22 protein-coding genes and 1 tRNA gene are annotated in these 21668 nt (G+C 68.2%); 8 read left to right on the forward strand and 15 right to left on the reverse strand.

Annotation, left to right across the window (positions count from 1 at the left end; genetic code table 11):
- Positions 1 to 11 precede the first annotated feature (11 nt).
- The 4 genes from nrdE to HQ314_RS03260 form a co-directional block, all read right to left on the reverse strand.
- Complete coding sequence (gene nrdE / locus HQ314_RS03245) at positions 12 to 2174, reverse strand: class 1b ribonucleoside-diphosphate reductase subunit alpha (protein ID WP_027507046.1); 2163 nt, start codon at positions 2172 to 2174, stop codon at positions 12 to 14.
- A 45-nt stretch (positions 2175 to 2219) separates the two neighbouring features.
- Positions 2220 to 2657, reverse strand: coding sequence for a class Ib ribonucleoside-diphosphate reductase assembly flavoprotein NrdI (nrdI, locus tag HQ314_RS03250; protein ID WP_222649252.1), 438 nt, complete (start codon positions 2655 to 2657; stop codon positions 2220 to 2222).
- 135 nt (positions 2658 to 2792) lie between these two features.
- Positions 2793 to 3035, reverse strand: coding sequence for a redoxin NrdH (locus HQ314_RS03255; RefSeq protein ID WP_027507048.1), 243 nt, complete (start codon positions 3033 to 3035; stop codon positions 2793 to 2795).
- A 367-nt stretch (positions 3036 to 3402) separates the two neighbouring features.
- On the reverse strand, positions 3403 to 3963 hold the full coding sequence (locus tag HQ314_RS03260; RefSeq protein ID WP_222637772.1) for an NAD(P)H-dependent oxidoreductase: 561 nt from the start codon (positions 3961 to 3963) through the stop codon (positions 3403 to 3405).
- A gap of 84 nt (positions 3964 to 4047) precedes the next feature.
- Between HQ314_RS03260 and HQ314_RS03265 the strand changes: the two genes are divergently transcribed.
- The gene (locus HQ314_RS03265; protein ID WP_222649253.1) at positions 4048 to 4644 is read left to right on the forward strand and encodes a TetR/AcrR family transcriptional regulator; all 597 of its coding nucleotides are present in this window, start codon (positions 4048 to 4050) and stop codon (positions 4642 to 4644) included.
- 2 nt (positions 4645 to 4646) lie between these two features.
- On the opposite strand, the gene HQ314_RS03270 is transcribed toward HQ314_RS03265, so the two are convergent.
- The 3 genes from HQ314_RS03270 to moaA are packed head-to-tail and all read right to left on the reverse strand — an operon-like array spanning position 4647 to position 6719.
- Positions 4647 to 5402: a fructosamine kinase family protein gene (locus HQ314_RS03270; protein ID WP_222649254.1), complete on the reverse strand. Its 756-nt coding sequence runs from the start codon at positions 5400 to 5402 to the stop codon at positions 4647 to 4649.
- Positions 5403 to 5404: 2 nt separating this feature from the next.
- Positions 5405 to 5650, reverse strand: a complete 246-nt coding sequence (locus tag HQ314_RS03275) for a MoaD/ThiS family protein (RefSeq protein ID WP_231476463.1) — start codon at positions 5648 to 5650, stop codon at positions 5405 to 5407.
- A gap of 4 nt (positions 5651 to 5654) precedes the next feature.
- Positions 5655 to 6719: a GTP 3',8-cyclase MoaA gene (moaA, locus tag HQ314_RS03280; protein WP_222630637.1), complete on the reverse strand. Its 1065-nt coding sequence runs from the start codon at positions 6717 to 6719 to the stop codon at positions 5655 to 5657.
- An 89-nt stretch (positions 6720 to 6808) separates the two neighbouring features.
- Here moaA and glp point away from each other — a divergent pair, with 89 nt between their 5' ends.
- Genes glp through HQ314_RS03295 form a run of 3 tightly spaced genes read left to right on the forward strand, consistent with a single transcriptional unit; the run spans position 6809 to position 9443 of the window.
- Positions 6809 to 8014, forward strand: coding sequence for a gephyrin-like molybdotransferase Glp (gene glp / locus HQ314_RS03285; protein ID WP_222649255.1), 1206 nt, complete (start codon positions 6809 to 6811; stop codon positions 8012 to 8014).
- Positions 8011 to 9033, forward strand: a complete 1023-nt coding sequence (gene moaCB, locus HQ314_RS03290) for a bifunctional molybdenum cofactor biosynthesis protein MoaC/MoaB (RefSeq protein ID WP_308119206.1) — start codon at positions 8011 to 8013, stop codon at positions 9031 to 9033. Before glp ends, moaCB begins: the two co-directional genes overlap by 4 nt.
- Positions 9030 to 9443, forward strand: coding sequence for a molybdenum cofactor biosynthesis protein MoaE (locus HQ314_RS03295; protein ID WP_204868029.1), 414 nt, complete (start codon positions 9030 to 9032; stop codon positions 9441 to 9443). The genes moaCB and HQ314_RS03295 overlap by 4 nt, the downstream gene beginning before the upstream one ends.
- Here HQ314_RS03295 and HQ314_RS03300 read toward each other — a convergent pair.
- The gene (locus HQ314_RS03300; RefSeq protein WP_027505884.1) at positions 9440 to 10447 is read right to left on the reverse strand and encodes a GTP-binding protein; all 1008 of its coding nucleotides are present in this window, start codon (positions 10445 to 10447) and stop codon (positions 9440 to 9442) included. The two genes, HQ314_RS03295 and HQ314_RS03300, sit on opposite strands and share 4 nt — an antisense overlap.
- Before the next feature lie 96 nt (positions 10448 to 10543).
- Positions 10544 to 11344, reverse strand: a complete 801-nt coding sequence (locus HQ314_RS03305) for an N-acetylmuramoyl-L-alanine amidase (protein ID WP_222649256.1) — start codon at positions 11342 to 11344, stop codon at positions 10544 to 10546.
- Between the two features lie 288 nt (positions 11345 to 11632).
- Between HQ314_RS03305 and HQ314_RS03310 the strand changes: the two genes are divergently transcribed.
- Positions 11633 to 11977, forward strand: a complete 345-nt coding sequence (locus tag HQ314_RS03310; RefSeq protein ID WP_027505883.1) for an Lsr2 family protein — start codon at positions 11633 to 11635, stop codon at positions 11975 to 11977.
- 85 nt (positions 11978 to 12062) lie between these two features.
- Here the strand turns inward: HQ314_RS03310 and HQ314_RS03315 are convergent.
- Both HQ314_RS03315 and HQ314_RS03320 read right to left on the reverse strand, forming a co-directional pair.
- Positions 12063 to 12135 (reverse strand) — tRNA-Ala (locus HQ314_RS03315).
- 93 nt (positions 12136 to 12228) lie between these two features.
- Positions 12229 to 12987: a thioredoxin domain-containing protein gene (locus tag HQ314_RS03320; RefSeq protein WP_027505882.1), complete on the reverse strand. Its 759-nt coding sequence runs from the start codon at positions 12985 to 12987 to the stop codon at positions 12229 to 12231.
- Between the two features lie 111 nt (positions 12988 to 13098).
- On the opposite strand from HQ314_RS03320, the gene HQ314_RS03325 reads away from it, so the two are divergent.
- Positions 13099 to 13851: a VIT1/CCC1 transporter family protein gene (locus HQ314_RS03325; RefSeq protein ID WP_374197816.1), complete on the forward strand. Its 753-nt coding sequence runs from the start codon at positions 13099 to 13101 to the stop codon at positions 13849 to 13851.
- Here HQ314_RS03325 and HQ314_RS03330 read toward each other — a convergent pair.
- The 3 genes from HQ314_RS03330 to HQ314_RS03340 form a co-directional block, all read right to left on the reverse strand.
- The gene (locus tag HQ314_RS03330; RefSeq protein WP_222649257.1) at positions 13792 to 15117 is read right to left on the reverse strand and encodes an MFS transporter; all 1326 of its coding nucleotides are present in this window, start codon (positions 15115 to 15117) and stop codon (positions 13792 to 13794) included. The two genes, HQ314_RS03325 and HQ314_RS03330, sit on opposite strands and share 60 nt — an antisense overlap.
- Positions 15114 to 16754 carry a phosphoglucomutase (alpha-D-glucose-1,6-bisphosphate-dependent) gene (gene pgm / locus HQ314_RS03335; RefSeq protein ID WP_222649258.1) on the reverse strand — a complete coding sequence of 547 codons (1641 nt, stop codon included), beginning with the start codon at positions 16752 to 16754 and terminating at the stop codon, positions 15114 to 15116. The genes HQ314_RS03330 and pgm overlap by 4 nt, the downstream gene beginning before the upstream one ends.
- A gap of 110 nt (positions 16755 to 16864) precedes the next feature.
- Entirely contained in the window at positions 16865 to 17539 is a 675-nt protein-coding gene (locus HQ314_RS03340; protein ID WP_222649259.1) for an LON peptidase substrate-binding domain-containing protein, read from the reverse strand.
- A gap of 114 nt (positions 17540 to 17653) precedes the next feature.
- On the opposite strand from HQ314_RS03340, the gene treZ reads away from it, so the two are divergent.
- Complete coding sequence (treZ, locus tag HQ314_RS03345; RefSeq protein ID WP_222649260.1) at positions 17654 to 19432, forward strand: malto-oligosyltrehalose trehalohydrolase; 1779 nt, start codon at positions 17654 to 17656, stop codon at positions 19430 to 19432.
- Here the strand turns inward: treZ and HQ314_RS03350 are convergent.
- Complete coding sequence (locus HQ314_RS03350; RefSeq protein WP_308119208.1) at positions 19408 to 21012, reverse strand: MFS transporter; 1605 nt, start codon at positions 21010 to 21012, stop codon at positions 19408 to 19410. The two genes, treZ and HQ314_RS03350, sit on opposite strands and share 25 nt — an antisense overlap.
- An 89-nt stretch (positions 21013 to 21101) precedes the next feature.
- Here HQ314_RS03350 and HQ314_RS03355 point away from each other — a divergent pair, with 89 nt between their 5' ends.
- Positions 21102 to 21668, forward strand: coding sequence for a TetR/AcrR family transcriptional regulator (locus tag HQ314_RS03355; protein WP_056446231.1), 567 nt, complete (start codon positions 21102 to 21104; stop codon positions 21666 to 21668).

The following is a 21668-nucleotide window of genomic DNA, read 5'->3' on the forward strand; positions in this document are numbered from 1 at the left end:
GGCGAAGCCCACTAGAGCATGCAGCTGACGCAACCCTCGACCTCGGTCCCCTCGAGGGCCATCTGGCGCAGCCGGATGTAGTACAGCGTCTTGATTCCCTTGCGCCACGCGTAGATCTGCGCCTTGTTGATGTCGCGGGTGCTCGCGGTGTCCTTGAAGAACAGCGTGAGGGACAGGCCCTGGTCGACGTGCTGCGTCGCTGCCGCATACGTGTCGATGATCTTCTCGTAGCCGATTTCGTACGCGTCCTGGTAGTACTCCAGGTTGTCGTTGGTCAGGTACGGCGCCGGATAGTAGACGCGGCCGATCTTGCCTTCCTTGCGGATCTCGATCTTCGACGCCACCGGGTGGATGGAACTGGTGGAGTAGTTGATGTACGAGATGGAGCCGGTCGGCGGGACGGCCTGCAGGTTCTGGTTGTAGATGCCGTGCTGCTGCACCGACGCCTTCAACTCGACCCAGTCGTCCTGCGTCGGGATGCTGATTCCCGACTGGGAGAACAACTCTCGGACACGCGCTGTCTTGGGCTCCCAGGCGCGCTCGGTGTACTTGTCGAAGAACTCGCCCGACGCGTACTTGGACTGCGGGAAGCCTCCGAAGTAGCTGCCGCGCTCCTTCGCCAGACGGTTCGAGGCCCGCAGCGCATGGAACAGCACGGTGTAGAAGTAGATGTCGGTGAAATCGACACCCTCCTCGCTGCCGTAGTGGATGCGCTCACGAGCGAGGTAGCCGTGCAGGTTCATCTGGCCGAGGCCGATGGCGTGCGAGGTGTTGTTGCCCTGCTCGATGGACGGCACCGAGTAGATGTGGGTCTGGTCCGACACGGCCGTCAAGCCGCGGATGGCGACCTCGATGGTCTGCGCGAAGTCGGGCGAGTCCATGGTCTTCGCGATGTTCAGCGAACCCAGGTTGCACGAGATGTCCTTGCCCACATGGCTGTACGAGAGATCCTCGTTGAACGTGGACGGCGTCGAGACCTGCAGGATCTCCGAGCACAGGTTCGAGTGCGTGATCTTGCCCTCGATGGGATTGGCCCGGTTCACCGTGTCCTCGAACATGATGTAGGGGTAGCCCGACTCGAACTGCAGCTCGGCGAGGGTCTGGAAGAACTCGCGCGCCTTGATCTTCGTCTTGCGGATGCGCGCGTCGTCGACCATCTCGTGGTACGTCTCGCTGACGTTCACGTCGGCGAAGGGCTTGCCGTAGATGCGCTCGACGTCGTACGGCGAGAAGAGGTACATGTCCTCGTTCTTCTTCGCCAGCTCGAACGTGATGTCCGGGATGACGATGCCGAGGGACAGCGTCTTGATGCGGATCTTCTCGTCGGCGTTCTCGCGCTTGGTGTCGAGGAACTTGTAGATGTCCGGGTGGTGCGCGTGCAGGTACACCGCGCCGGCACCCTGCCGCGCTCCGAGCTGGTTGGCGTACGAGAACGAGTCCTCGAGCAGCTTCATGATGGGGATGACGCCCGAAGACTGGTTCTCGATGCGCTTGATCGGCGCACCGGATTCACGAATGTTGCTGAGCAGCAACGCGACTCCGCCACCACGCTTGGACAGCTGCAGTGCCGAGTTGATGGAGCGACCGATGGACTCCATGTTGTCCTCGATGCGCAGGAGGAAGCAGGAGACGGGCTCGCCGCGCTGCTTCTTGCCCGAGTTGAGGAACGTGGGAGTGGCCGGCTGGAAGCGGCCGGCGATGATCTCGTCGACCAGGTCGGTCGCGAGAGTCTCGTTGCCGGCGGCCAGCGTCAGCGCGACCATGCACACGCGATCCTCGAAGCGCTCCAGGTAGCGCTTCCCGTCGAACGTCTTGAGTGTGTAGGACGTGTAGTACTTGAACGCACCCAGGAAGGTGGGGAACCGGAACTTCTTGGAGTAGGCGTGCTCGATCAGACCCTTGACGAAGGATCGCGAGTACTGGTCGAGAACCTCTGCCTCGTAGTAGTTCTCCTCCACCAGGTAGTCGAGCTTCTCGTCGAGGTTGTGGAAGAAGACCGTGTTCTGGTTGACGTGCTGCAGGAAGTACGCCCGCGCGGCGTCCCGGTCCTTCTCGAACTGGATCTCGCCGTTCGGCCCGTACAGGTTGAGCATCGCGTTCAGAGCGTGATAGTCGAGCTCCGAGTCGTCACGGCGCGACACGGCGGGAGACGAGTCGGTGATGGTCGGTGCCATGTGCGTACTCCTGAGATCGATGATGGGCGGTACTGGTGCGGACGATCAGATGGTGCAGGTCGCGTCGAGCCGGTCCCAGAACTCGGCGAGTCCGGTGCGGACCCGCTCCACGTCCTCCGGGGTACCCATGACTTCGAAGCGATAGAGGAACGGGACCTGACATTTTGCCGAGACCACGTCCCCCGCGAAACAGTACGAATCGCCGAAGTTGGTGTTGCCCGCGGCGATGACGGCGCGAATGAGGGACCGGTTGTGCTCGTTGTTGAGGAACCGGATGACGGGCTTGGGGACGTAACTCGTGTCGCGCCCCAGCGCGGTGGTGCCGCCGCCGTAGGTCGGGAGGATCAGGACGTACGGACGGTCGATCTCCACGTCGTCGCGGGGATAGCGAACGGGGATGCGCGTCGCGGGGATCTCGAGCTTCTCCACGAACCGGTGGGTGTTCTCCGAGACGCTCGAGAAGTAGACCAGCGATTCGGACACGATGCTCCATCCTCCGCCGACTCTGCGCACTTCTTCGACATTCGCGACGGCGCGGACCGGGTGGGTCGGCCGTCAGCGGTGAGTCGGGAACTCACCCGAGCCGGCCTCCTCGTCGGAAGGCGCGGCGGACGCGCTTCAGGCAGCGGCGGTGACGAGGGTCTTGATGCGGTCGGGACGGAAGCCGGACCAGTGGTCCTCGCCTGCGACGACGACAGGTGCCTGCAGGTAGCCGAGCGCCATGACGTAGTCACGTGCCTCGGGATCCTGCGAGATGTCGATGACGTCGTACTCGATGCCCTCTTTGTCGAGAGCGCGGTACGTGGCCTTGCACTGCACGCAGGCGGGCTTGGTGTAGACGGTGACGGTGGTGGCGCTCATGAATCCTCTTCTCCGCATCCTGTGTCCGGATGCGCTCGCTGTTCGCCCGAGAGCTGTCCTGCACTGCTGCTGTGGGATCGCACTGGAGAAAGCGAGACCCGCCGACTCTGCCGTGCACACCACTGACAACCTGTCCGAGAGACCGCGCCGGACCCGCATCCACCCCTCCGAAAAGGGGGTGATGCGGGCCTCGAGCCGTTGTGGCCTCTCGGTGTTCAAGACACTACACCTAGTGTCCGACAGTGCAAGGCAACACCACACTTTGTAATGACACTGGTGGAATTACCTGGTCGGACGCGGAAAACTCCGGCGTGTCGCGACCCCTCGGGCGCGTCGCGAGACCGCGATACGGACGGGGCCTCGAGCCTCAGGCGTCGACGAGCTCCGCGCGGGTGAGCGCCGTGACGACCTCGGCGATGTCCGCGGCGATCTGTGAGTTGTCACGGGGATGGCCCCCGTCGATCGCGGCCACCACGCCACCGATGGCGAGATCGACGTCGTCGAGCACGCTCGCGCCGGCGATCCGCGCCGCCTTCTCCGTGTCCTCCTTGGCCCACCGTGCGCCGTTCGAGCTCGGCGAGGAACTGATGACGGCGGTCGGCTTGGTGGAGATGGCGCCGCTGCCGTAGGGGCGGGAGAGCCAGTCGATGGCGTTCTTGAGTACTGCGGGGATGGTGCCGTTGTACTCGGGCGTGAGCAGCAACACGGCGTCGGCGTCCTGGACGGCCGCGCGCAGAGCGGTCACGGTGTCGAGCGAAGCGACCGACTCGGGGGTGTCGATGTCCTCGTTGTAGAACGGAAGGTCTCCGAGGCCCTCGTGGATGACGACCTCGACGCCCTCGGGTGCGACGGACGCGGCGGTCTCGGCGAGACGACGGGTGATGGAGGCGGCGCGGAGGCTGCCGACGAGTGCGATGACGCGGCTCATGGGTGGGTCCTTTCGACGAAGTGTGTCCGTGATCTACAACCGGACCGTAGTCCACTTTCTTCCGTGACGCGCTATCCTGACGGTGTGACACATGCCCCTCTGCCGATGGCGGCCGACGACAGCGAGCGCTGCGACGCCGCGCGCAACCGCCGTCTGCTCCTCGACGCCGCGATCGGGCTGGTCGACGAGCGCGGAGCGGACTCCGTCACCATGGACGCCGTGGCAGCCCGCGCAGGTGTGGGCAAGGGCACCGTGTTCCGTCGGTTCGGCAGTCGTGCGGGTCTGATGTTCGCTCTTCTGGACCACACCGAGACCGAACTCCAACAGGCCTTCCTCTTCGGTCCTCCCCCGCTGGGCCCCGGCGCACCACCGCTCGATCGACTCGTCGCGTTCGGCCGTGCCCGCCTCGACCTGGTCGCCGTGCAGGGTGAGGTGCTGCGGGCAGCCGAGAACTCGCCCGTCTCGCGCTTCTCCGCGCCCGCCCACGCGGTCGGCCTGACCCACGTGAGCACACTGCTGCGGCAGATCGGCGTGTCGGGCGATGTCACGTTGCTGGCCTACGCGCTGCTCGCCCCGCTCGAGGCCACTCTGGTGCTGCACCTGCAACGCGACGCCGGAATGACCACCGAGCGCCTCGCCGGCGGCTGGGAGGATCTCGCCCGCCGCATCGCCTCCGCCTGACCTCAGGCCAGCGCGAGGGTTCGCGTCGCGGCGTCGGCCAGTGCCACGCCGTAGCTCCGGCCGTGGCCCGCCGCGTGCACGGCGAGGGGATGCAGCTGATGCAGAGGCACCCGTTCCTCGGCACCCGGAGCGAGCTCGTGCTGCTCCTGATAGCCGTCGAGAAGGTGCTCGAGGTGCGGACAGCCGAAGAGGGACAGCATGGCGAGGTCCGTCTCGCGGTGTCCGCCGTGCGCCGCGGGGTCGATGAGCGTCACGCCGCCGGGCGTCCAGAGCACGTTGCCGGTCCACAGGTCGCCGTGCAGACGCGCCGGAGGGTCGGTCGAGTCGAACGACCCGTCCGCGACGACGGAGCAGGCACGCTCCACGAGGTCGGCCTCGTCCCGCGTGACCGTGCCGGCGTCGACCGCGACGCGGAGATACGGCAGCACCCGTTCCTGCGCGTAGAACTCACCCCAGCGGTCGTGCTCCACCGACGACATGGTGCGCGACCCGATGAACAGCGTTCCGTCGAAACCTGCAGGCGGCGAGCCGAACCGGGGGGCACCGCTGTCGTGGGTGCGGGCGAGCAGTGCGCCGAAACGGCGAGCAGCGTCCGGCGTCGGCCGGACGGAGTCGAGGCGTTCGAGAACGATGTGGTCGGCCGCGACCTCGAGGACGTCGACCGTCGGCGCTCCCCCGTCGGCGAGCCACCGCAGACCTGCAGCCTCGGCGGCGAAGAAGTCGGGATGCGCGTTTTCACGCCGTTTGACGAACGCCATCTCTAGCCGCCGGCGAAGGGCGGGAGGACGTCGATCCGGGAACCGACGGGGTAGGCCTCGTCGCGGACCATCTCGTCGCCGATGAGGAACACCGCCACGTCCAGCACACGATTCAATTTCTGCCCGTGGCGTCCACGCAGCGCCGACTTCACGTCCGCCACGGTCGCGCCGACCCTCAGGTCGTACGACTCCTGCGTGGTGCCCGCAGCGTCCGCGGCCCCCGCGAAGTACCGCACGTCCACAGTCACGGACTCAACCACCGATGGCACCCATCGAGCGTTCCGGCGGCACGAAGTCCTCACGTTCCATCCCGTGGCCGGCCCACTTGTTCCACATCGCTCCACGCCAGAGGTCCGCGATCTCCTCGTCGGTCGCACCCCCGCGCAACGCCACCCGCAGATCGGTCTCGGAATCGCTGAACAGGCAGGACCGCACGGTCCCCTCCGCCGTCAACCGGGTCCGGTCGCAGTCGGCGCAGAAGGACCGGGTGACCGAGGCGATGATGCCCACCGTGGCGGGGCCACCGTTCACGGTCCACTCCTCGGCGGGCGCGGACGGATCGGTGCGGCCGATCTCGGTGAGCGTGAACCGCTCCCCGAGCAGATCGAGCAGTTCCGCCGCCGACACCATCGTCGAGCGCGCCCACTCCCGGTCGGCGTCGAGCGGCATCTGCTCGATGAACCGCAGATCGACACCTCGGTCCAGGCACCATTGCACCAGGTCCTGAGCGCCGTGCAGAGTCTCGCGCATGAGAACGGCGTTGATCTTGACCGGCGTCAGTCCGGCCGCCAGGGCCCCGTCGATGCCGCCGAGCACGGCGGGCAACCGGTCCCGCCGGGTCAACGATGCGAAGTGCTTGCGGTCGATCGTGTCGAGAGAGACGTTGACCCGGGTCAGACCCGCCTCGCGAAGACGCTCCGCTCGGCGTTCGAGGCCGATGCCGTTGGTGGTCATCGACAGTTCGACACCGGGTGCGTGCTGAGAGGTCAGGGCGATGATGTCCACGATGTCCTTGCGGACCAACGGCTCGCCGCCGGTGAAGCGGACCTCGCGCACACCGAGGAGTCGATCGGCGACGCCGACGAGGCGGGCGATCTCCTGCGCGGTGAGCAGTTGTTCGAACTCCAGGTTCGGCAGCCCCTCGGCCGGCATGCAGTAGGTGCATCGCAGCGAGCACTTCTCGGTGACCGAGATGCGCAGGTCCCGCGCGATGCGACCGAAACTGTCCAGCAGGTGCGGAACGTCCGGACGGCCGACCATGGACGGCGCGCGCACGACACCGGGCAGGCTGGGAATTCCCATGCTCACCGTCGTCATTCGATCACCTCCACTCGCCGTTCACGTCAGTATGCCCGTTCGGGGCAACGGGAACCCGACCGTCCTCATTCCCGCTCTAGGATGACCGCATGGGCCATGCGCACACGACGTCGGCACGCTCGGTCGAGGATCACGCCGTTCGGATCGACGAGATGATCACCCGCGCGTGGTCCGCTCGCCCCCCGGAGACGGTTCCGCTCACCGATGCGCTCGGCCGCGTGACGCACGCGGACATCGAGGCCCTCATCGACGTCCCCAACTTCCGGAACTCCCAGATGGACGGATACGCGGTCGACGCGGAATCGGTTGCCCGCGTACCGGTCACACTGCCGGTCACCGGCGTTCTCGCCGCCGGCGACGCCGGGGACGAACGGCATCGGTCGGGCACGGCACGCAAGATCATGACCGGCGCTCCGGTACCCGAGGGCGCCGACGCGGTGATCCCCGTCGAGGACACCGAGATGGACGGGGACGGTGTCCGCGTCCTCGGCTCACGGCGCTCGGGTGAGTACGTGCGGGAGCAGGGCAGCGACATCGCGGCGGGGTCGGTCGTCGTCACAGCCGGCACGACGCTCGGCCCCCGTCACCTCGGCGCTCTCACGGCCGTCGGCCGATCCGACGTCACCGTCCGCCCCCGGCTGCGGGTCGCGGTCATCGCGACCGGCGCCGAACTCGTCGAGGCGGGCAGTGCACTCGGACCCGGTCAGCTGTACGACTCGAACGGTCTCACGCTCGCGACCTCGGTGACCGCGGACGGCGCCGTGGTGACGTTCCGCGGCCGCAGTACCGACACCGCCGACGAGTTCTCCGCGATGCTGTCCGAGGCCGCCGAGAACGCGGACGTGATCATCACCTCGGGGGGTGTGTCGATGGGCGACTTCGAGGTGGTCCGGGACGTGCTCGGCCCCCGCGGGGGAATTTTCACCCACGTCGCGATGCAGCCCGGTGGGCCGCAGGGGTGGACCGACCTCGACGGCACCCCGGTGATCAGCTTCCCCGGCAATCCCGTGAGCACCCTGGTATCTTACCTCGTCTTCGCCCGTCCGGCGATCCGGAGGCTCTCGGGCCTCCCCGACGCGACCGTCACCGAGCGCATCGCCGACGAGGCAGTCCGATCCCTGCCCGGACGGCGTCAGTTCCTGCGGGGCCGACTCACGGAGACCGGCGTCGTGGTGTCGTCCGGACCGGGGTCGCACCTGGTGGTGTCGATGGCCGCCGCCGATGTTTTGGTCGACGTCCCCGCGGACACCGTCGAGGTGCCCGCGGGCAACAGTGTGCGAGTGTGGCCGCTGTGAACGATTCATTCGCTGCGCACTCGTCCGGGAGTTCCTCCACAGGGCTCTCGCACCTGGACTCCGACGGCCGGGCCCGCATGGTCGACGTCAGCGGGAAGAGCGAGACCACGCGCACCGCGGTCGCCGCCGGGTCCCTGCGGACGACTCGGGACGTGATCGCCCTGGTGCGTGCCGACGGCATGCCGAAGGCCGATGTCCTGTCGACCGCGCGCATCGCCGGCATCGCCGGAGCGAAGCGGACGTCCGATCTCATTCCGCTGTGCCATCCGCTTCCGCTGTCCTCGGTCGCGGTGTCCTTCGGCTTCACCGACGACACGATCACGATAGAGGCCACAGCCGTCACGACCGGGCGGACGGGCGTCGAGATGGAAGCACTGACGGCGGTGTCCATCGCCGGGCTCACGCTGCACGACATGGTCAAGGCCGTGGATCCGGCAGCGTCGATCGAGTCGGTGCGTCTGATCCGCAAGGAGGGTGGCAAGCGCGGCGTGTGGACGCGCGACGACCACCAGCCCGACACCTCCTCCACAGCAACGCCTCTCGGTGATCGAACTGCGGTCGTCGTCGTCGCGTCCACCGGCGGCGCAGCCGGGACGCGCGAGGACACCACGGGACCGCGCATCGTGTCGTGGCTCGGTGACCGCGGTTTCGACGTTCGGGGACCTCTCGTGGTGGCAGACGCCGACGTGGCCGCGGGCTTACGAGACGCCCTCACCGGCGAACCCGCCCTGATCATCAGCACCGGCGGCACGGGCGTCTCCCCCACCGACGCCACACCCGACGCCACCCGGCCACTGCTCGACCGCGAACTACCCGGCGTCGCGGAGGAGATCCGACGTACGGGACTGGCAGCCACCGTGCACGCCTCGATCAGCCGCGGGTTGGTGGGCGTCGCTGGGAAGACAGTGATCGTGAACCTGCCCGGATCACCCGGCGGAGTGAAGGACGGACTGACGGTGCTGGATCCGATCGTGGACCATCTCGTCGCCCAGGTACGCGGAGGCGGTGCTCACGAATGACAACGGTTCTCGCCCGGATCTCGAGCGATCCGATCGATCCGGCGGAGGTCTCCGACGCCGTCTCGGGTCCTGAACACGGTGCCGTGCTGGTGTTCTGGGGAGTCGTCCGCGACCACGACCACGGCGAGTCGGTGTCGGCACTCGAGTACCGAGCCCACCCCGACGCCGAGAAGTTCCTGCGTCGCTGCTGCGAGGACGCGGCCGCGTCGTCCGGTCTGCCGACGGCGGCCGTGCATCGCGTCGGCGACCTGACGATCGGTGACACCGCTCTCGTCGCCGCGGTCGCGTCTCCCCATCGCGCCGAAGCATTCGCAGCGTTGCAGGCGTTGGTCGATCGCATCAAGACCGAGGTGCCGATCTGGAAGCGCCAGCAGTTCCCCGGCGGCACCAGCGAGTGGGTGGGGCTCTAGCGGTCGCTGGTGCGCAGGAACCTGTGCACCACGAGTGATTCTGCGTCGGTCGCACTCTCGGTGCGGATCATCGCCTCGATCCGGGCACGCGCCGCCGCGACGTCGAGTCCCGAGCCGATGAAGACCAGCGCGGTGTCTCCACGGGACGAGGCGGTCTCGACGTCGATGTGGACGCCGACCGTCTGGACGACGAATCGCGCCGCGCCACGGCCGAATCGAACGAATCCCTTGGATCTGTACAGCCCCGGCGGCGGGTTCTCGAGGAACTCGAAGAACGCCCGCGGATCGAGGCAGTCGCTGGTCTCGACGCTGAACGTCTCGTAACTCGCGTGCAGGTGGTCGTGGGGATCGTCCTGCTCCCGCAACAGATCGTCGAGCGCGAGTTGCCGGGGCCCGTCGTCGGGGCGCTCCGGCGGATCGAGAAGGAGCGACACGTCCACGGCTCCGTGCGACGTCACCACCGTCGGGGCAGGGGGAGCCGCGTCGCGCACCAGCGTGAGCACCTCGTCGATGCGTCCGGGTCCCACCGCATCCGCTTTGTTCACCACCACCAGGTCGGCGAGTCCGAGATGCTGAGCGAGGTGCTGGTGCCGGGCCGTCGACTCGAGTACGTGCAGGGCGTCCACGACCATCACCATGCCGCCGTACCGGATCCGCGAGTCGGTGCTCGCGACGACCATCCTGATGAGAGCACGTGGCTCCGCCACACCGCTGGCCTCGACGACGATCGCGTCGACGGCGGCACTGGTCGCGGTGAGGGCTCCGAACATCTCGTCGAGATCCTCGGTGTCGACGGCGCAACACAGACAGCCGTTGCCCAGGGTGATCATCGAGTCGACCTGCCCGGCGACCAGCATCGAGTCGATGTCCACGGCGCCGAAGTCGTTGACCACCACACCGATTCGAATGCCGTGATTGCGGCGGAGGAGATGGTTGAGCAACGTCGTCTTACCGGATCCGAGGTACCCGGCGACGAGGACGACCGGAACAGCGCTGCGAGACACCGCGTCAGGGTACGTCAGCCGATTCAGCCTCCCCACCCCTACCGACCGGCCTCCGGCCTTCCCGCCCTCACCGACCGGCCTCCGGCCTTCCCGCCCTCACCGACCGGCCTCCGGCCTTCCCGCCACGAAATCGACGATCCCGGTCGCGATCGCCGCCGCATGGGACGCGCGACCCTCGGCACTCTCGAGCTCGGCGGCATCCGACGGGTTCGACCCGTTGCCCATCTCGAGGAAGACGACGGGGACGGTCGTGAGAGCGGGGGCGGCCACGTCGGATCGCACCTGCAGCCCGTCCACCCCCGCATAGTTCGCCGGTGTGAATCCGGCTCGCTCGTACGCGTCCCGCATGGCGGTGGATGCCCGCCGTCCCTCACCGGACTGCACCTCGTCGACGTCGGCGGACGGCACCGGCAGCGCCGGGACGATGACGTGGAATCCGTGATGCGCGTCGTCGGACCGGAGTGAGGTGGAGTCGGCGTGAACACTCACCGCCACCGCGGCGCCCGATGCACTCGCCGCTCGCGCGCGGTCGGTGATGCACCCACCCCATCCCGTGTCGTCCGGCCGGCTCAGCACGATCTCGGCACCCAGCCTCTCGAGGCGCGAGGCCACCAGTTGCGACACGTCCCAGACGATGGTGTGTTCCGGCGTTCCGCCGAGCGCCGTCATCCCGCTCGTCTGGCAGTCCTTCGTACCGCCCCGGCCGTCGTCCACCTGCGCCGCGAGGTTCTCCTCGTGGCCCGTTCCCTGGTGTCCGGGATCGAGGAAGATCACGGTGCCCGCGAGCGGTGCGTCCGGTGTCACCGGGATCGCAGCGGCCCCCGGCGGGACCGCCACGGAGACCAGTGCGACCGCGAGGATCGAGACACCACAGTGTCGTGCAACCGACGATCGCATACGCCCCACTTCCCACCTCGGCGCACGTGCGCCGACACGATGTTCTCGCGATTTCCAAGAATGGCACGGCGAATTGGTTGAACGTGTGATGATCGGTAGCCGTCCGTGACCCCGTCGTGACCGTTCGCGAGTCCGGACAGCGTGAATCGCGATATCCGTGCACAATGGCTCCGCGCCCCGAGAAAATGACGTGTATCGCGGCGCCCCCGACCGAATTGGAAGGGCGGTTCACACGGTATGGTCTCGGCAAAGCGTGATTAACCGAGCTCAGCGACGAAAGCAGAAGACATGGCGAAGAAGGTCGTTGTTCAGCTGGTCGACGACATCGACAGAACACCTCTCGAGGACGACGGCGAACACATCACGTTCGCGGTCGACGGCACGCACTACGAGATCGACCTCGGGCCCGACAATGCCGCCGAGTTCCGACGTGTTCTGGGCTATTACATCGAGCACGCGGCGAAGGTGTCGGCCGGAACGCACAGCGGACGACGCAGCACGAAGCCGATGGGACGACGCAGTCCCGAACAGACCAGGGCCGTGCGCGAATGGGCCGTGGACGCGGGATTCACGGTGTCGAGCCGCGGGCGCATTCCCTCCGAGGTGCAGAGCGCGTACGACGCAGCGCACTGACACCACATCACACGCGAAAGGCCCCGTACCTGACCGGTACGGGGCCTTTCGCGTATCTGCCTACTTCGGTGGAGCTGTTACTCGGTGGAGCTAAGGGGACTCGAACCCCTGACCCCCACACTGCCAGTGTGGTGCGCTACCAGCTGCGCCATAGCCCCGTGCTCTTCTGACCGTGAGAAACAGTGTTTCGCACCGCTCGAAGAACGCTCGACCGAAGTTACACCATCGGTTCGACCAGGTCCAAATCAGCGTCAGCCGAGATCGGACACCCAGGCGGAGTTGGTGGTGGTGTCGACGATCGCGCCGTCCACGATGACGGTGGGAGTGCCTCGCGCGCCGGCAGCTGCGAGCGCCGCGCTTCCCGTCGCAGCGTCGGTGGCGGCGTCCGCCACTCGCGTTCCGTCGGTGATGCACTGTGCCGCCTCGTCGGAGGCTCCCGCCTCCGTGGCGCGGGCGGCGAGCTCGTCGGCGGTGTGGTCCGCGCTGCCCTTCTCCTCCGGCTGGAAGTCCGGCGAGAACAGGGCCGAGTGGAACGCTGAGTAGGCGGGCCCGTCGCCCGTGGCGGCGACGCACTGCGATGCGGCGGCCGCACGGGTGCTGTAGTCACCGCTGGGCGACAACTGATTCAGGAAGTCGAGCATGTGATAGCGCACCGCGATGGTGCCCTCGTCGATCTTCTGCGCGAGTTCCTGGCCGTAGGTGTTCTCCAACTCGGCGCAGTACGGGCACATCGCGTCCTCGTAGATGTCGACCGTGCGTGTCGCCTCCGGGAGACCCAGCCGCACCACGCCGTCGTCGTCGACCGAGGAGGTGACCGCCGCATTCTGCACGGACCCGTATCCGTCGGCGCGCGGCTGGCTGCGGGAGTTCTGCCACAACACTCCGCCGATGACGACGGCCGCGATGACCAGGAGAGCGAGACCGCCCAGAACATAGGTCGACGTGCTCGACGACTTCTGTGGCGTGTACTTGCTCGACGATTTCGATGACGACGATTTCGAGGCATTCACGCGAATACTGTGTCACGCGCGACTGACAGTGTGCTGAGAACTGGATGTCAGGTATGCCAATGCTTGCTGGTAGAGCCGTTCCGGCGCGCGTACATTCGCCCCGTGACCCACATCGAGCCCCGTGATCCGCAGGCGTCCGCCGTGCCCGTCGAGGGAGGGCCCGGCCTGCCCCACGACATCGATCACACTCACGCCGACGTCTCGGGAGGCTGGCTCCGGGCCGCCACGTTCGGGGCCATGGACGGACTGGTGACCAACACCTCGCTCATCGCGGGTGTCGGCGGTGCGGGCGTCTCGACGCACACGCTGGTCCTCAGCGGCATCGCCGGCCTCGCCGCGGGGGCGTTCTCGATGGCACTCGGCGAGTTCACGTCCGTGTCCACGCAGAACGAGCAGATCGATGCCGAGGTGAGCACCGAGCGCGCCGCGTTCACGAAGTACCCGGAGGCCGAACAGGCGGAGTTGGTGGGCATGCTCACCGACATGGGCATGTCGACCGAGACGGCCACGGTCGCCGCGCGCGAGATCCACACGGACGCCGATCGTGCTGTAGATCTGCACATCTCGCGGGAGTTGGGTGTCGACCCCACTGAGAAGCCGTCACCGTGGGTGGCGGCCGGATCGTCCTTCGTCCTGTTCTCGATCGGCGCGATCATTCCGATCATTCCGTTCCTGCTGGGGTCGGACGTCCTCGCCCTCGGGCTCGCGTGCGGCGCCGTGGGCCTCATGATCGCGGGCGCGCTCGCCGCACACTTCACCTCGCGGTCGACCGTCGTCGGAGCCCTCCGCCAACTGCTGTTCGGCTCACTCGCCGTCGCGGCGACCTACGCCGTCGGATCCCTCATCGGTGTCGGCACCGCCTGAGACGCCGTCCGGATCGATCGTCACCGCGCTGGGCTTCCCGGTCAGCGACACCCGCCCGGACCGCGTGTCGGGTACCACCATCCAGCCGACCGCGGCGATCAGCAGGATGGCACCCGAGGTCCCGAACGCGGCCGCGTAGGAGAGTTCCGTCACGAGTACACCGGCGACCAGCGGCCCGATGACCGAGCCCACGTCCATGGCCATCTGGAATGCGGCGAGGACGGGGCCTCCGCGGGCGCGCGAGCCGATCATGTCGGCCACCGCCGCCTGCTGGGTCGGCGTGATCAGCCCGGACCCGAGCCCGGCGACGAAGGTGATCACGAGAAACACCTCCGTCGATCCCGAGATGCCCATGGTCGCGGTCGATGCGCCGCACAGCAGGAGCCCGGCGACGAGGAACGGCTTGCGCCCGTACCGATCGGACCATCGCCCCGCCGGCACCAACACCACCGCGTTGCCCACCGCGAACACCGCGAGGGCCACGGCGGCCATGGAATCGCTGCGTCCGAGCGCAACGACGACGAACAGCGGCACGATGGCCGTGCGCACGCCGAACACCGCCCATCCGTTGGCGAAGTTGGACAGCAGGGCCGACCGGTACGTCGGGGAGCGCAGGGCGTCGGCGAACCGCAGCACCACCGCCGCGTCCCGATCGGCCTCCGTGGTCGCGGCGGGTGTTCGTAGGCCCACCGCGACGACGGCGGCGGCCGCGACCAGCGTCACGGCGTAGAAGACGAACGGCGCCCGCAGACCTCCGACACCGAGCACGATGCCGCCCACGAACGGGCCCAGGACTGTGCCGGCCAGGAAGCTCGACGCGTACATGCCGGAGACGCGCCCGCGGCGATCGGGCGGGGCGATCCGGATGAGCAGTCCCAGCGCGGACACGGTGAACATGGTGGACCCGATACCGCCGAGCGACCGGAAGAGGAGGAGTTGCCAGTACGTCTGGGCCAGTGCGCACAACCCGGTCGACACCGCGACGACGACGAGACCGGTGAGGTAGACCCGGCGCTCGCCGATGCGCTGCACGAGCGATCCGCTGGCGGGCGCGAAGATCAGCCGTGTCGCCGCGAAGGCACTGATGATGACGGTGACCGCGAACTCGTCGACCCCGAAGGCGAGCGCGAACCCCGGGAGCGCGGGCGCGACGATGCCGAAGCCGAGTGCGATGACGAACGCGGCCGAGACGAGGATCCAGATGTCGCGGGTGGGATCGGGGGCGGTCCCCCGCGTCCCGGCACCGGCCCCTGCTGCGGCGCTCACTCCCCGGTCAGGACGGACGACACGAGATCGCGTGCGGCGCTCTGCACCTCGGCGAGGTGATCCGCACCGCGGAAGGACTCGGCGTAGATCTTGTAGACGTCCTCCGTACCCGACGGCCGAGCGGCGAACCAGGCGCTGTCCGTGGTGACCTTGAGTCCGCCCAGAGCCGCCCCGTTGCCGGGAGCCGAGGTGAGCGTGGCGGTGATGTCCTCCCCCGCCAGGGTGGTCGCGGTGACCTGCTCCGCCGACAGCTTCGCCAACACGGCCTTCTGCTCGCGCGTCGCGGGCGCATCGGTGCGTGCGTAGGACGGGTCACCGAACTGCTCGGTGAGCTCCCGGTAGCGGGTCGACGGTGTCTTCCCGGTCACCGCGGTGATCTCGGAGGCGAGCAGGGCCAGGATGATGCCGTCCTTGTCGGTGGTCCAGACGGATCCGTCCGTCCGCAGGAACGAGGCGCCGGCGCTCTCCTCGCCGCCGAACCCGATCTCACCGGAGACGAGACCGGGCACGAACCACTTGAACCCCACGGGCACCTCGAGCAGGGTGCGACCGAGCGAGGCCACGACGCGGTCGATCATCGAGGAACTGACGAGGGTCTTGCCGACCGCCGCCTCGGCGGGCCATCCCGGCCGGTGCGAGAACAAGTAGTCGATCGCCACCGCGAGGTAGTGGTTCGGGTTCATCAGTCCGCCGTCGGGGGTGACGATGCCGTGCCGGTCCGCATCGGCGTCGTTGCCCGTCGACACGTCGTAGTCGTGCCGGGCGCCGATCAGCGACGCCATCGCGTTGGGCGACGAGCAGTCCATCCGGATCTTGCCGTCGGTGTCCAGGGTCATGAACCGGAATGTCGCGTCGACCAGCGGGTTGACCACGGTCAGATCGAGGCGGTGCCGTTCGGCGATCGCCGCCCAGTAGTCGACGCTCGCACCGCCCAGCGGATCGGCGCCGATGCGCACACCCGCGGACCGGATGGCATCGATGTCGACGACGGACGGGAGATCGTCCACGTAGGTGGTGAGGAAATCGTACTTCTGCACGGACCCGGCCAGTGCCGACGCCAGAGACACGCGCTTCACGGACGACACACCGGAGCGCAGGATCTCGTTGGCGCGCGCCGCGATCACGGAGGTGGCGTCGCTGTCGGCGGGTCCACCGTTCGGCGGGTTGTACTTGAAACCGCCGTCGCGCGGCGGGTTGTGGGACGGCGTGACGACGATGCCGTCCGCGAGCGCCGACGGGCCCGAGGCGTTGTGACGCAGGATCGCGTGGCTCACCGCCGGGGTGGGCGTGTAGCGGTCTGCCGAATCCACCAGCACCACAACGCCGTTGGCGGCGAGAACTTCCACGGCGGTGACCCACGCGGGCTCGGAGAGCGCGTGGGTGTCGCGACCGAGGAAGAGCGGTCCCGTGGTGCCCTGCGCGGACCGGTACTCCACGATGGCCTGTGTCGTGGCCACGATGTGGTCTTCGTTGAAAGCGCCGTCCAGGGACGATCCGCGATGTCCGGAGGTACCGAAGACCACCTGCTGATCGGGATTCTCGACGTCCGGCTTCACGCTGTAGTAGGCCGTCACCAGATGCGACAGATCGACCAGATCCGATGCCTGTGCCCGTTGTCCCGCTCGCTCGTGAGCCACTCGGGTCCTCCTGTGTCGATTGCGTACCCCCGCCCCGAGAACCCTAGTGGGCGAGCAACGACCGCGGACCACGACTGTCGGATCGAGACCCCGACCGCGTCGTCGGACGGTCAGAGATCGGGCAGTGCGGAGAACTCGGCGATCGCGATGACGTCCTCGAGAGCGGTCGCGAGGACGTGGAGTCGTCGTCCGACCGTTTCTGCCGCGAGCACCTTCGCGCGATCGGACGAGCCGAGCGGCAGAGACGACGCGAATCCCCAGACCTCGGCGACGGAGCGCGTTCCGTCAGCGTCGACACGCGGCGCCTCGGGTGTGGGCAGATCACGCGAGCGTGCGATCCCGGTCAGGATCTCGAACAGCCGGTCGGTGCGCTCCTGCACGAGGTCGTACACCTCGTCCAGCGACTCGTCGCCCGCCGGGAGATCGGGCCAGGCGGTGACGCGCGCCCGCGGGTACGGATCGTCCGGCAGCCACTCCAGCACGCGGATCCGGTCGACTCCGCGGCACTCGAGCACGAAGCGTCCGTCCGGTGTGGGGAGGGCGCGGTCGATCCGGGTCGACACCGCGGCCACGCCGCGCACGTCCCCGCCGCCGACCTCGTGGCCACGCTCGATGAGCGCCACCCCGAAGTGCGACTCGGTGTCCAGGCAGTGCTGCACCATCGCGCGGTAGCGGGGCTCGAACACATGCAACGGCACGTCGTCCCCCGGAAGTACCACCGAGCCGAGCGGGAACATCGGGAGCTCGTAGATGTCGTCGGACCGGGCGTGCATGTCGTCGTCCACACCACCAGCATGCACTCACCGCGACCACCGCGACAGAACCCGACGACCCGGGTGTGGTGCAACTCCCCCGCCGGTCCGGTGTCGGTGGCCCGGCTACTGGGTAAGGATGCGTCCATGAGCACTCCGGTTCGCGCCGCTTCCCGCACCACTGGACCCCGGACGTTCGCGGTCTGGGCACCCACACCCGAGCGGGTCCGACTGCACCTCGACGGCGACCTGCACCCGATGACCGAGAAGGACGGGTGGTGGAGCGCCGAGATGCCCGCCGCCGACGGCGCCCGGTACGGCTTCGTCCTGGACGACGACGATGCGGTGATCCCGGATCCGCGCTCGCCGCGGCAGCCGGACGGCGTGCACGAGGCCTCGGCGCTGTACTCCGCGGACACCTTCGCGTGGACCGACGACGCGTGGACGGGTCGCCCGCTGGCGGGCGGCGTGCTGTACGAACTGCACATCGGCACCTTCACCGCGGAGGGGACGTTCGACGCGGCGATCGACCGACTCGATCACCTCGTCGACCTCGGCGTGACCTTCGTGGAGGTCATGCCCGTCAACGGTTTCAACGGGACACACAACTGGGGCTACGATGGCGTCCTGTGGTACAGCGTCCACGAGGGCTACGGCGGTCCGGAAGGTTTCCAGCGGTTCGTCGACGCCTGCCACGCCCGGGGGCTGGCCGTCACGCTCGACGTGGTCTACAACCACCTGGGTCCGTCGGGCAACTACCTCGAGAAGTTCGGCCCGTACATGTCCGAGGGTGCGAACTCCTGGGGACAGACGGTCAACGTGGCCGGCGCGGAGTCGGACACGGTGCGGCGCTACATCATCGACAACGCACTGCGGTGGTTCGAGCAGTTCCACGTGGACGCGCTCCGTCTCGATGCGGTGCACGCCCTGGCCGACACCACGGCCACCCACATCCTCGAGCAGCTCGCCGTGGAGACCGAGGCCCTGTCGGCGCACGTCGGTCGACCCCTGAGCCTGGTCGCGGAGAGTGACCTCAACGACCCGACGCTCATCACTCCCCGAGCGGGCGGCGGGTACGGCCTCACTGCCCAGTGGGACGACGACGTCCACCATGCCGTGCACGCAGCGGTGTCCGGCGAACGTCAGGGCTACTTCGGTGACTTCGGCTCGATGCAGTGCCTCGCGACCACCATCACGCAGGGCTTCTTTCACGCCGGGACGTATTCGACCTTCCGTGGCCGCGTGCACGGTCGACCCCTGGACCGACGGGTGCTCCCGGCGAGCTCGCTCGTCGCGTACACCACGACGCACGATCAGGTGGGCAACCGCGCAATCGGCGATCGTCCCGGCTTCTCACTCACGCCGGGGCAGCTGGCGGTCAAGGCGGCGCTGATCCTGTTGTCCCCCTTCACCCCGATGCTCTTCATGGGTGAGGAGTTCGACGCCTCCACCCCGTTCCAGTTCTTCACCTCCCATCCCGAACCCGAGCTGGGTGAGGCCACCGCGAAGGGCCGCAAGGCCGAGTTCGCGTCCCACGGGTGGGACAGCGAGGACATCCCCGACCCGCAGGATCCCGCGACGTTCGAGAACTCGAAGCTGAACTGGGACGAGGTCACCGAGGGTGATCACGCCCGCGTACTCGACTGCTACCGAGCACTTCTGGCGTTGCGCGCCCAGCGCACCGAGATCACGAACCCGTGGTTGACCGGCGTGCACGTCGACTACGACGAGGACGCCCGATGGATCGTGATCCACCGGGCGCACCCCACCTCGGGCCGTGGTCTGAGCATCGCGTGCAACCTCACCGACTCGCCGGTGACCGTGCCGGTGGGCGGCTCACCGCTGCTGTGGTGGGACGAGCCGACGCCGAACGCGACCGCGTCGGCGACGACCGTTCCGGGTCACTCCTTCGTCGTGCTGGAGTGAGTATCGCTGGAGTGACTTTCCGGCTCGGCCCGCGCGTCGCCGGCGTCCGAGCCACGCAGAGCCAGAGCCACGAGGAGAGCGTTGGCGGCGAGCACGATCGCGGTGGCCACCGCCGCGACGTGCATCCCGTCGACGAAGGCGGCGCCGGCCGAACTGGTCAGAGCGTCACCGAGTTCCGCCGGTAGCGTCCGCGCGAGCGAGACCGCCTCGCCGATGGTCTCGCGGGCACCCGACGCGGTGTCCGGGTCGAGCGCCGACGTGTCGATACCGCCACGGAACACGGCCATCACCACCGAACCGAGCAACGCGACGCCGAGGGCGATCCCGAGTTCGTACGCCGTCTCGGAGATTGCGGACGCTGCGCCGGCGCGCGGCGCGGGAACCGAGGCGACCACCAGATCCGACGTCAGCGTCAGCGCGAGGCCCGCGCCGACACCGACCAGGACGAACGACGCCATGAACACGGCGATGCCGTCGGTCTGACCGAGACGTGTCAGGAGCAGTGCCCCCGCCGCGGAGACCCCGAGTCCCACGGCGAGAACGGTGCCCGCCTCCCAGCGGCGTACGAGATGTGCGGCGGCGAGCGACGCGACGATGCTCGTCGCCGTTCCCGGCAGCATGATCAGACCGGCCTCCAGAGGGGACGTGCCGAGAACCGACTGCAGGTACTGCGAGCCGAAGAACAGGACTCCCGCCAGCGCGAAGACGGACAGCAGGTTCGTCGCGACGGCCGTCGAGAAGCGACGCTGCGCGAACAGCGTCAGGTCGATCATCGGAGCGACGAGTCGGCCCTGCCGGCGGACGAAGACGGTGCCAGCGGCCAGACCGACCAGCGCAACCGGAATCATCGACGGGTGCGGCCCGTGAGCGACGGTCTCCTTGATCGCGTAGACGACGGGAACGATGGCCAGGATCGACAGCGCGGCGCTGGGTACGTCGAATCGGCCCGGTTCCGGATCCTTGGACTCCGGGATGGTGAACGGACCCACGACGACCAGCGCGATCATGATCGGCACGTTGATCAGGAAGACCGAGCCCCACCAGAAGTGCTCGAGAAGCCACCCGCCCACCAGAGGACCCGCCGCCGCGCCCCCGCCGGCCATGGCACCCCAGACACCGATCGCGAGCGTGCGTTCACGCCGCACCTGGAACATCGTGCGGATCAGGCCCAGGGTGGCGGGCATCAACGTGGCACCCGAGATGCCCTGCAGCACACGGGCCGCGATCATCATCGCGGGGTCGACCGCGAAGGCGGCGAGCACCGAGGACAGCCCGAAACCGACCGCGCCGATCAGGAGCAACCGCCGTCGTCCGATGCGGTCGCCGACGGTGCCCATGGTGACCAGCAGGCCGGCGAGGACGAACGAGTAGACGTCGATGATCCACAGCAGCTCGGTGCTGCTCGGGCGGAGATCCGCGCTGAGGAACGGCAGCGCGATGTCGAGGACGGTGCCGTCGACGGCGATGAGCATCACGGCACCGGCCAGCACCACCAGACCGAGCCAGTCGCGGCGGGTGGCGCCGGCCGGTACGAGATCGTCGGGATTCGGCTGCACGGACGCTGCCGGGGACACGGACACGAGGCACCTCTTTCGTTTACCGTCCGGACGGTACAGTCGACGGACACCGACAGCGTAGCAACAACCGTCCGGCCGGTACAGTGCGTGTCATGGCAGCCGACACACGCGACCGCATCCTGGACGCCCTCGAGACGCTGCTCCTCGACGACGGCGCGGACAAGGCCACCCTCGAGGCGGTGGCCTCTCGGGCCGGCGTCTCGAAAGGCGGTCTGCTGTACCACTTCCCCAGCAAGGACGCGATGATGGCCGCGCTGGTGCGTCGCCTCGGTGAACGATCCGACGTCCAACGCGTCGAGGCGGAGGCCGCCGGCACCTCGCTGGCGCAGTGGTATCTCCAGCCACCGGACGCCTCGTCCGCCGAGGAGGTGGCGCTCTACCGCTCCACTCTCGCCGCGCTGCGCAGCATCGACGGCAGACCCGGCGAGGTGCAGCAGGCCGTCATCGACGTCATGGGCATGTGGGACCGCGCGCTGCAGCGCGAGGTGACCGATCCGGTGCAGGCCGAGATCGTGCGGCTGGTGGGCGACGGCATCTACCTCGCCGCGCTGCTCGGCCTCCCCCACACGCCGCCCGACCTGCACCGTGACGTGGTCGAACGGCTCCTCGGTGGCGGTTCGAGCAGTGTCGACCCGAGCGGTCAGGGGTCGGCCGGATGA

Origin of the sequence: Rhodococcus sp. BP-332, from assembly GCF_019836065.1 — a bacterium.
Lineage (GTDB): Bacteria > Actinomycetota > Actinomycetes > Mycobacteriales > Mycobacteriaceae > Rhodococcoides.

Coding starts and splice junctions, on each gene's coding strand:
- nrdE (WP_027507046.1), bottom strand. CDS start 2,174: ATGGCACCGACCATCACCGACTCGTCTCCCGCCGTGTCGCGCCGTGAC.
- treZ (WP_222649260.1), top strand. CDS start 17,654: ATGAGCACTCCGGTTCGCGCCGCTTCCCGCACCACTGGACCCCGGACG.
- HQ314_RS03310 (WP_027505883.1), top strand. CDS start 11,633: ATGGCGAAGAAGGTCGTTGTTCAGCTGGTCGACGACATCGACAGAACA.
- HQ314_RS03270 (WP_222649254.1), bottom strand. CDS start 5,402: ATGGCGTTCGTCAAACGGCGTGAAAACGCGCATCCCGACTTCTTCGCC.
- glp (WP_222649255.1), top strand. CDS start 6,809: ATGGGCCATGCGCACACGACGTCGGCACGCTCGGTCGAGGATCACGCC.
- HQ314_RS03305 (WP_222649256.1), bottom strand. CDS start 11,344: ATGCGATCGTCGGTTGCACGACACTGTGGTGTCTCGATCCTCGCGGTC.
- HQ314_RS03260 (WP_222637772.1), bottom strand. CDS start 3,963: ATGAGCCGCGTCATCGCACTCGTCGGCAGCCTCCGCGCCGCCTCCATC.
- HQ314_RS03255 (WP_027507048.1), bottom strand. CDS start 3,035: ATGAGCGCCACCACCGTCACCGTCTACACCAAGCCCGCCTGCGTGCAG.
- moaA (WP_222630637.1), bottom strand. CDS start 6,719: ATGACGACGGTGAGCATGGGAATTCCCAGCCTGCCCGGTGTCGTGCGC.
- HQ314_RS03295 (WP_204868029.1), top strand. CDS start 9,030: ATGACAACGGTTCTCGCCCGGATCTCGAGCGATCCGATCGATCCGGCG.
- HQ314_RS03355 (WP_056446231.1), top strand. CDS start 21,102: ATGGCAGCCGACACACGCGACCGCATCCTGGACGCCCTCGAGACGCTG.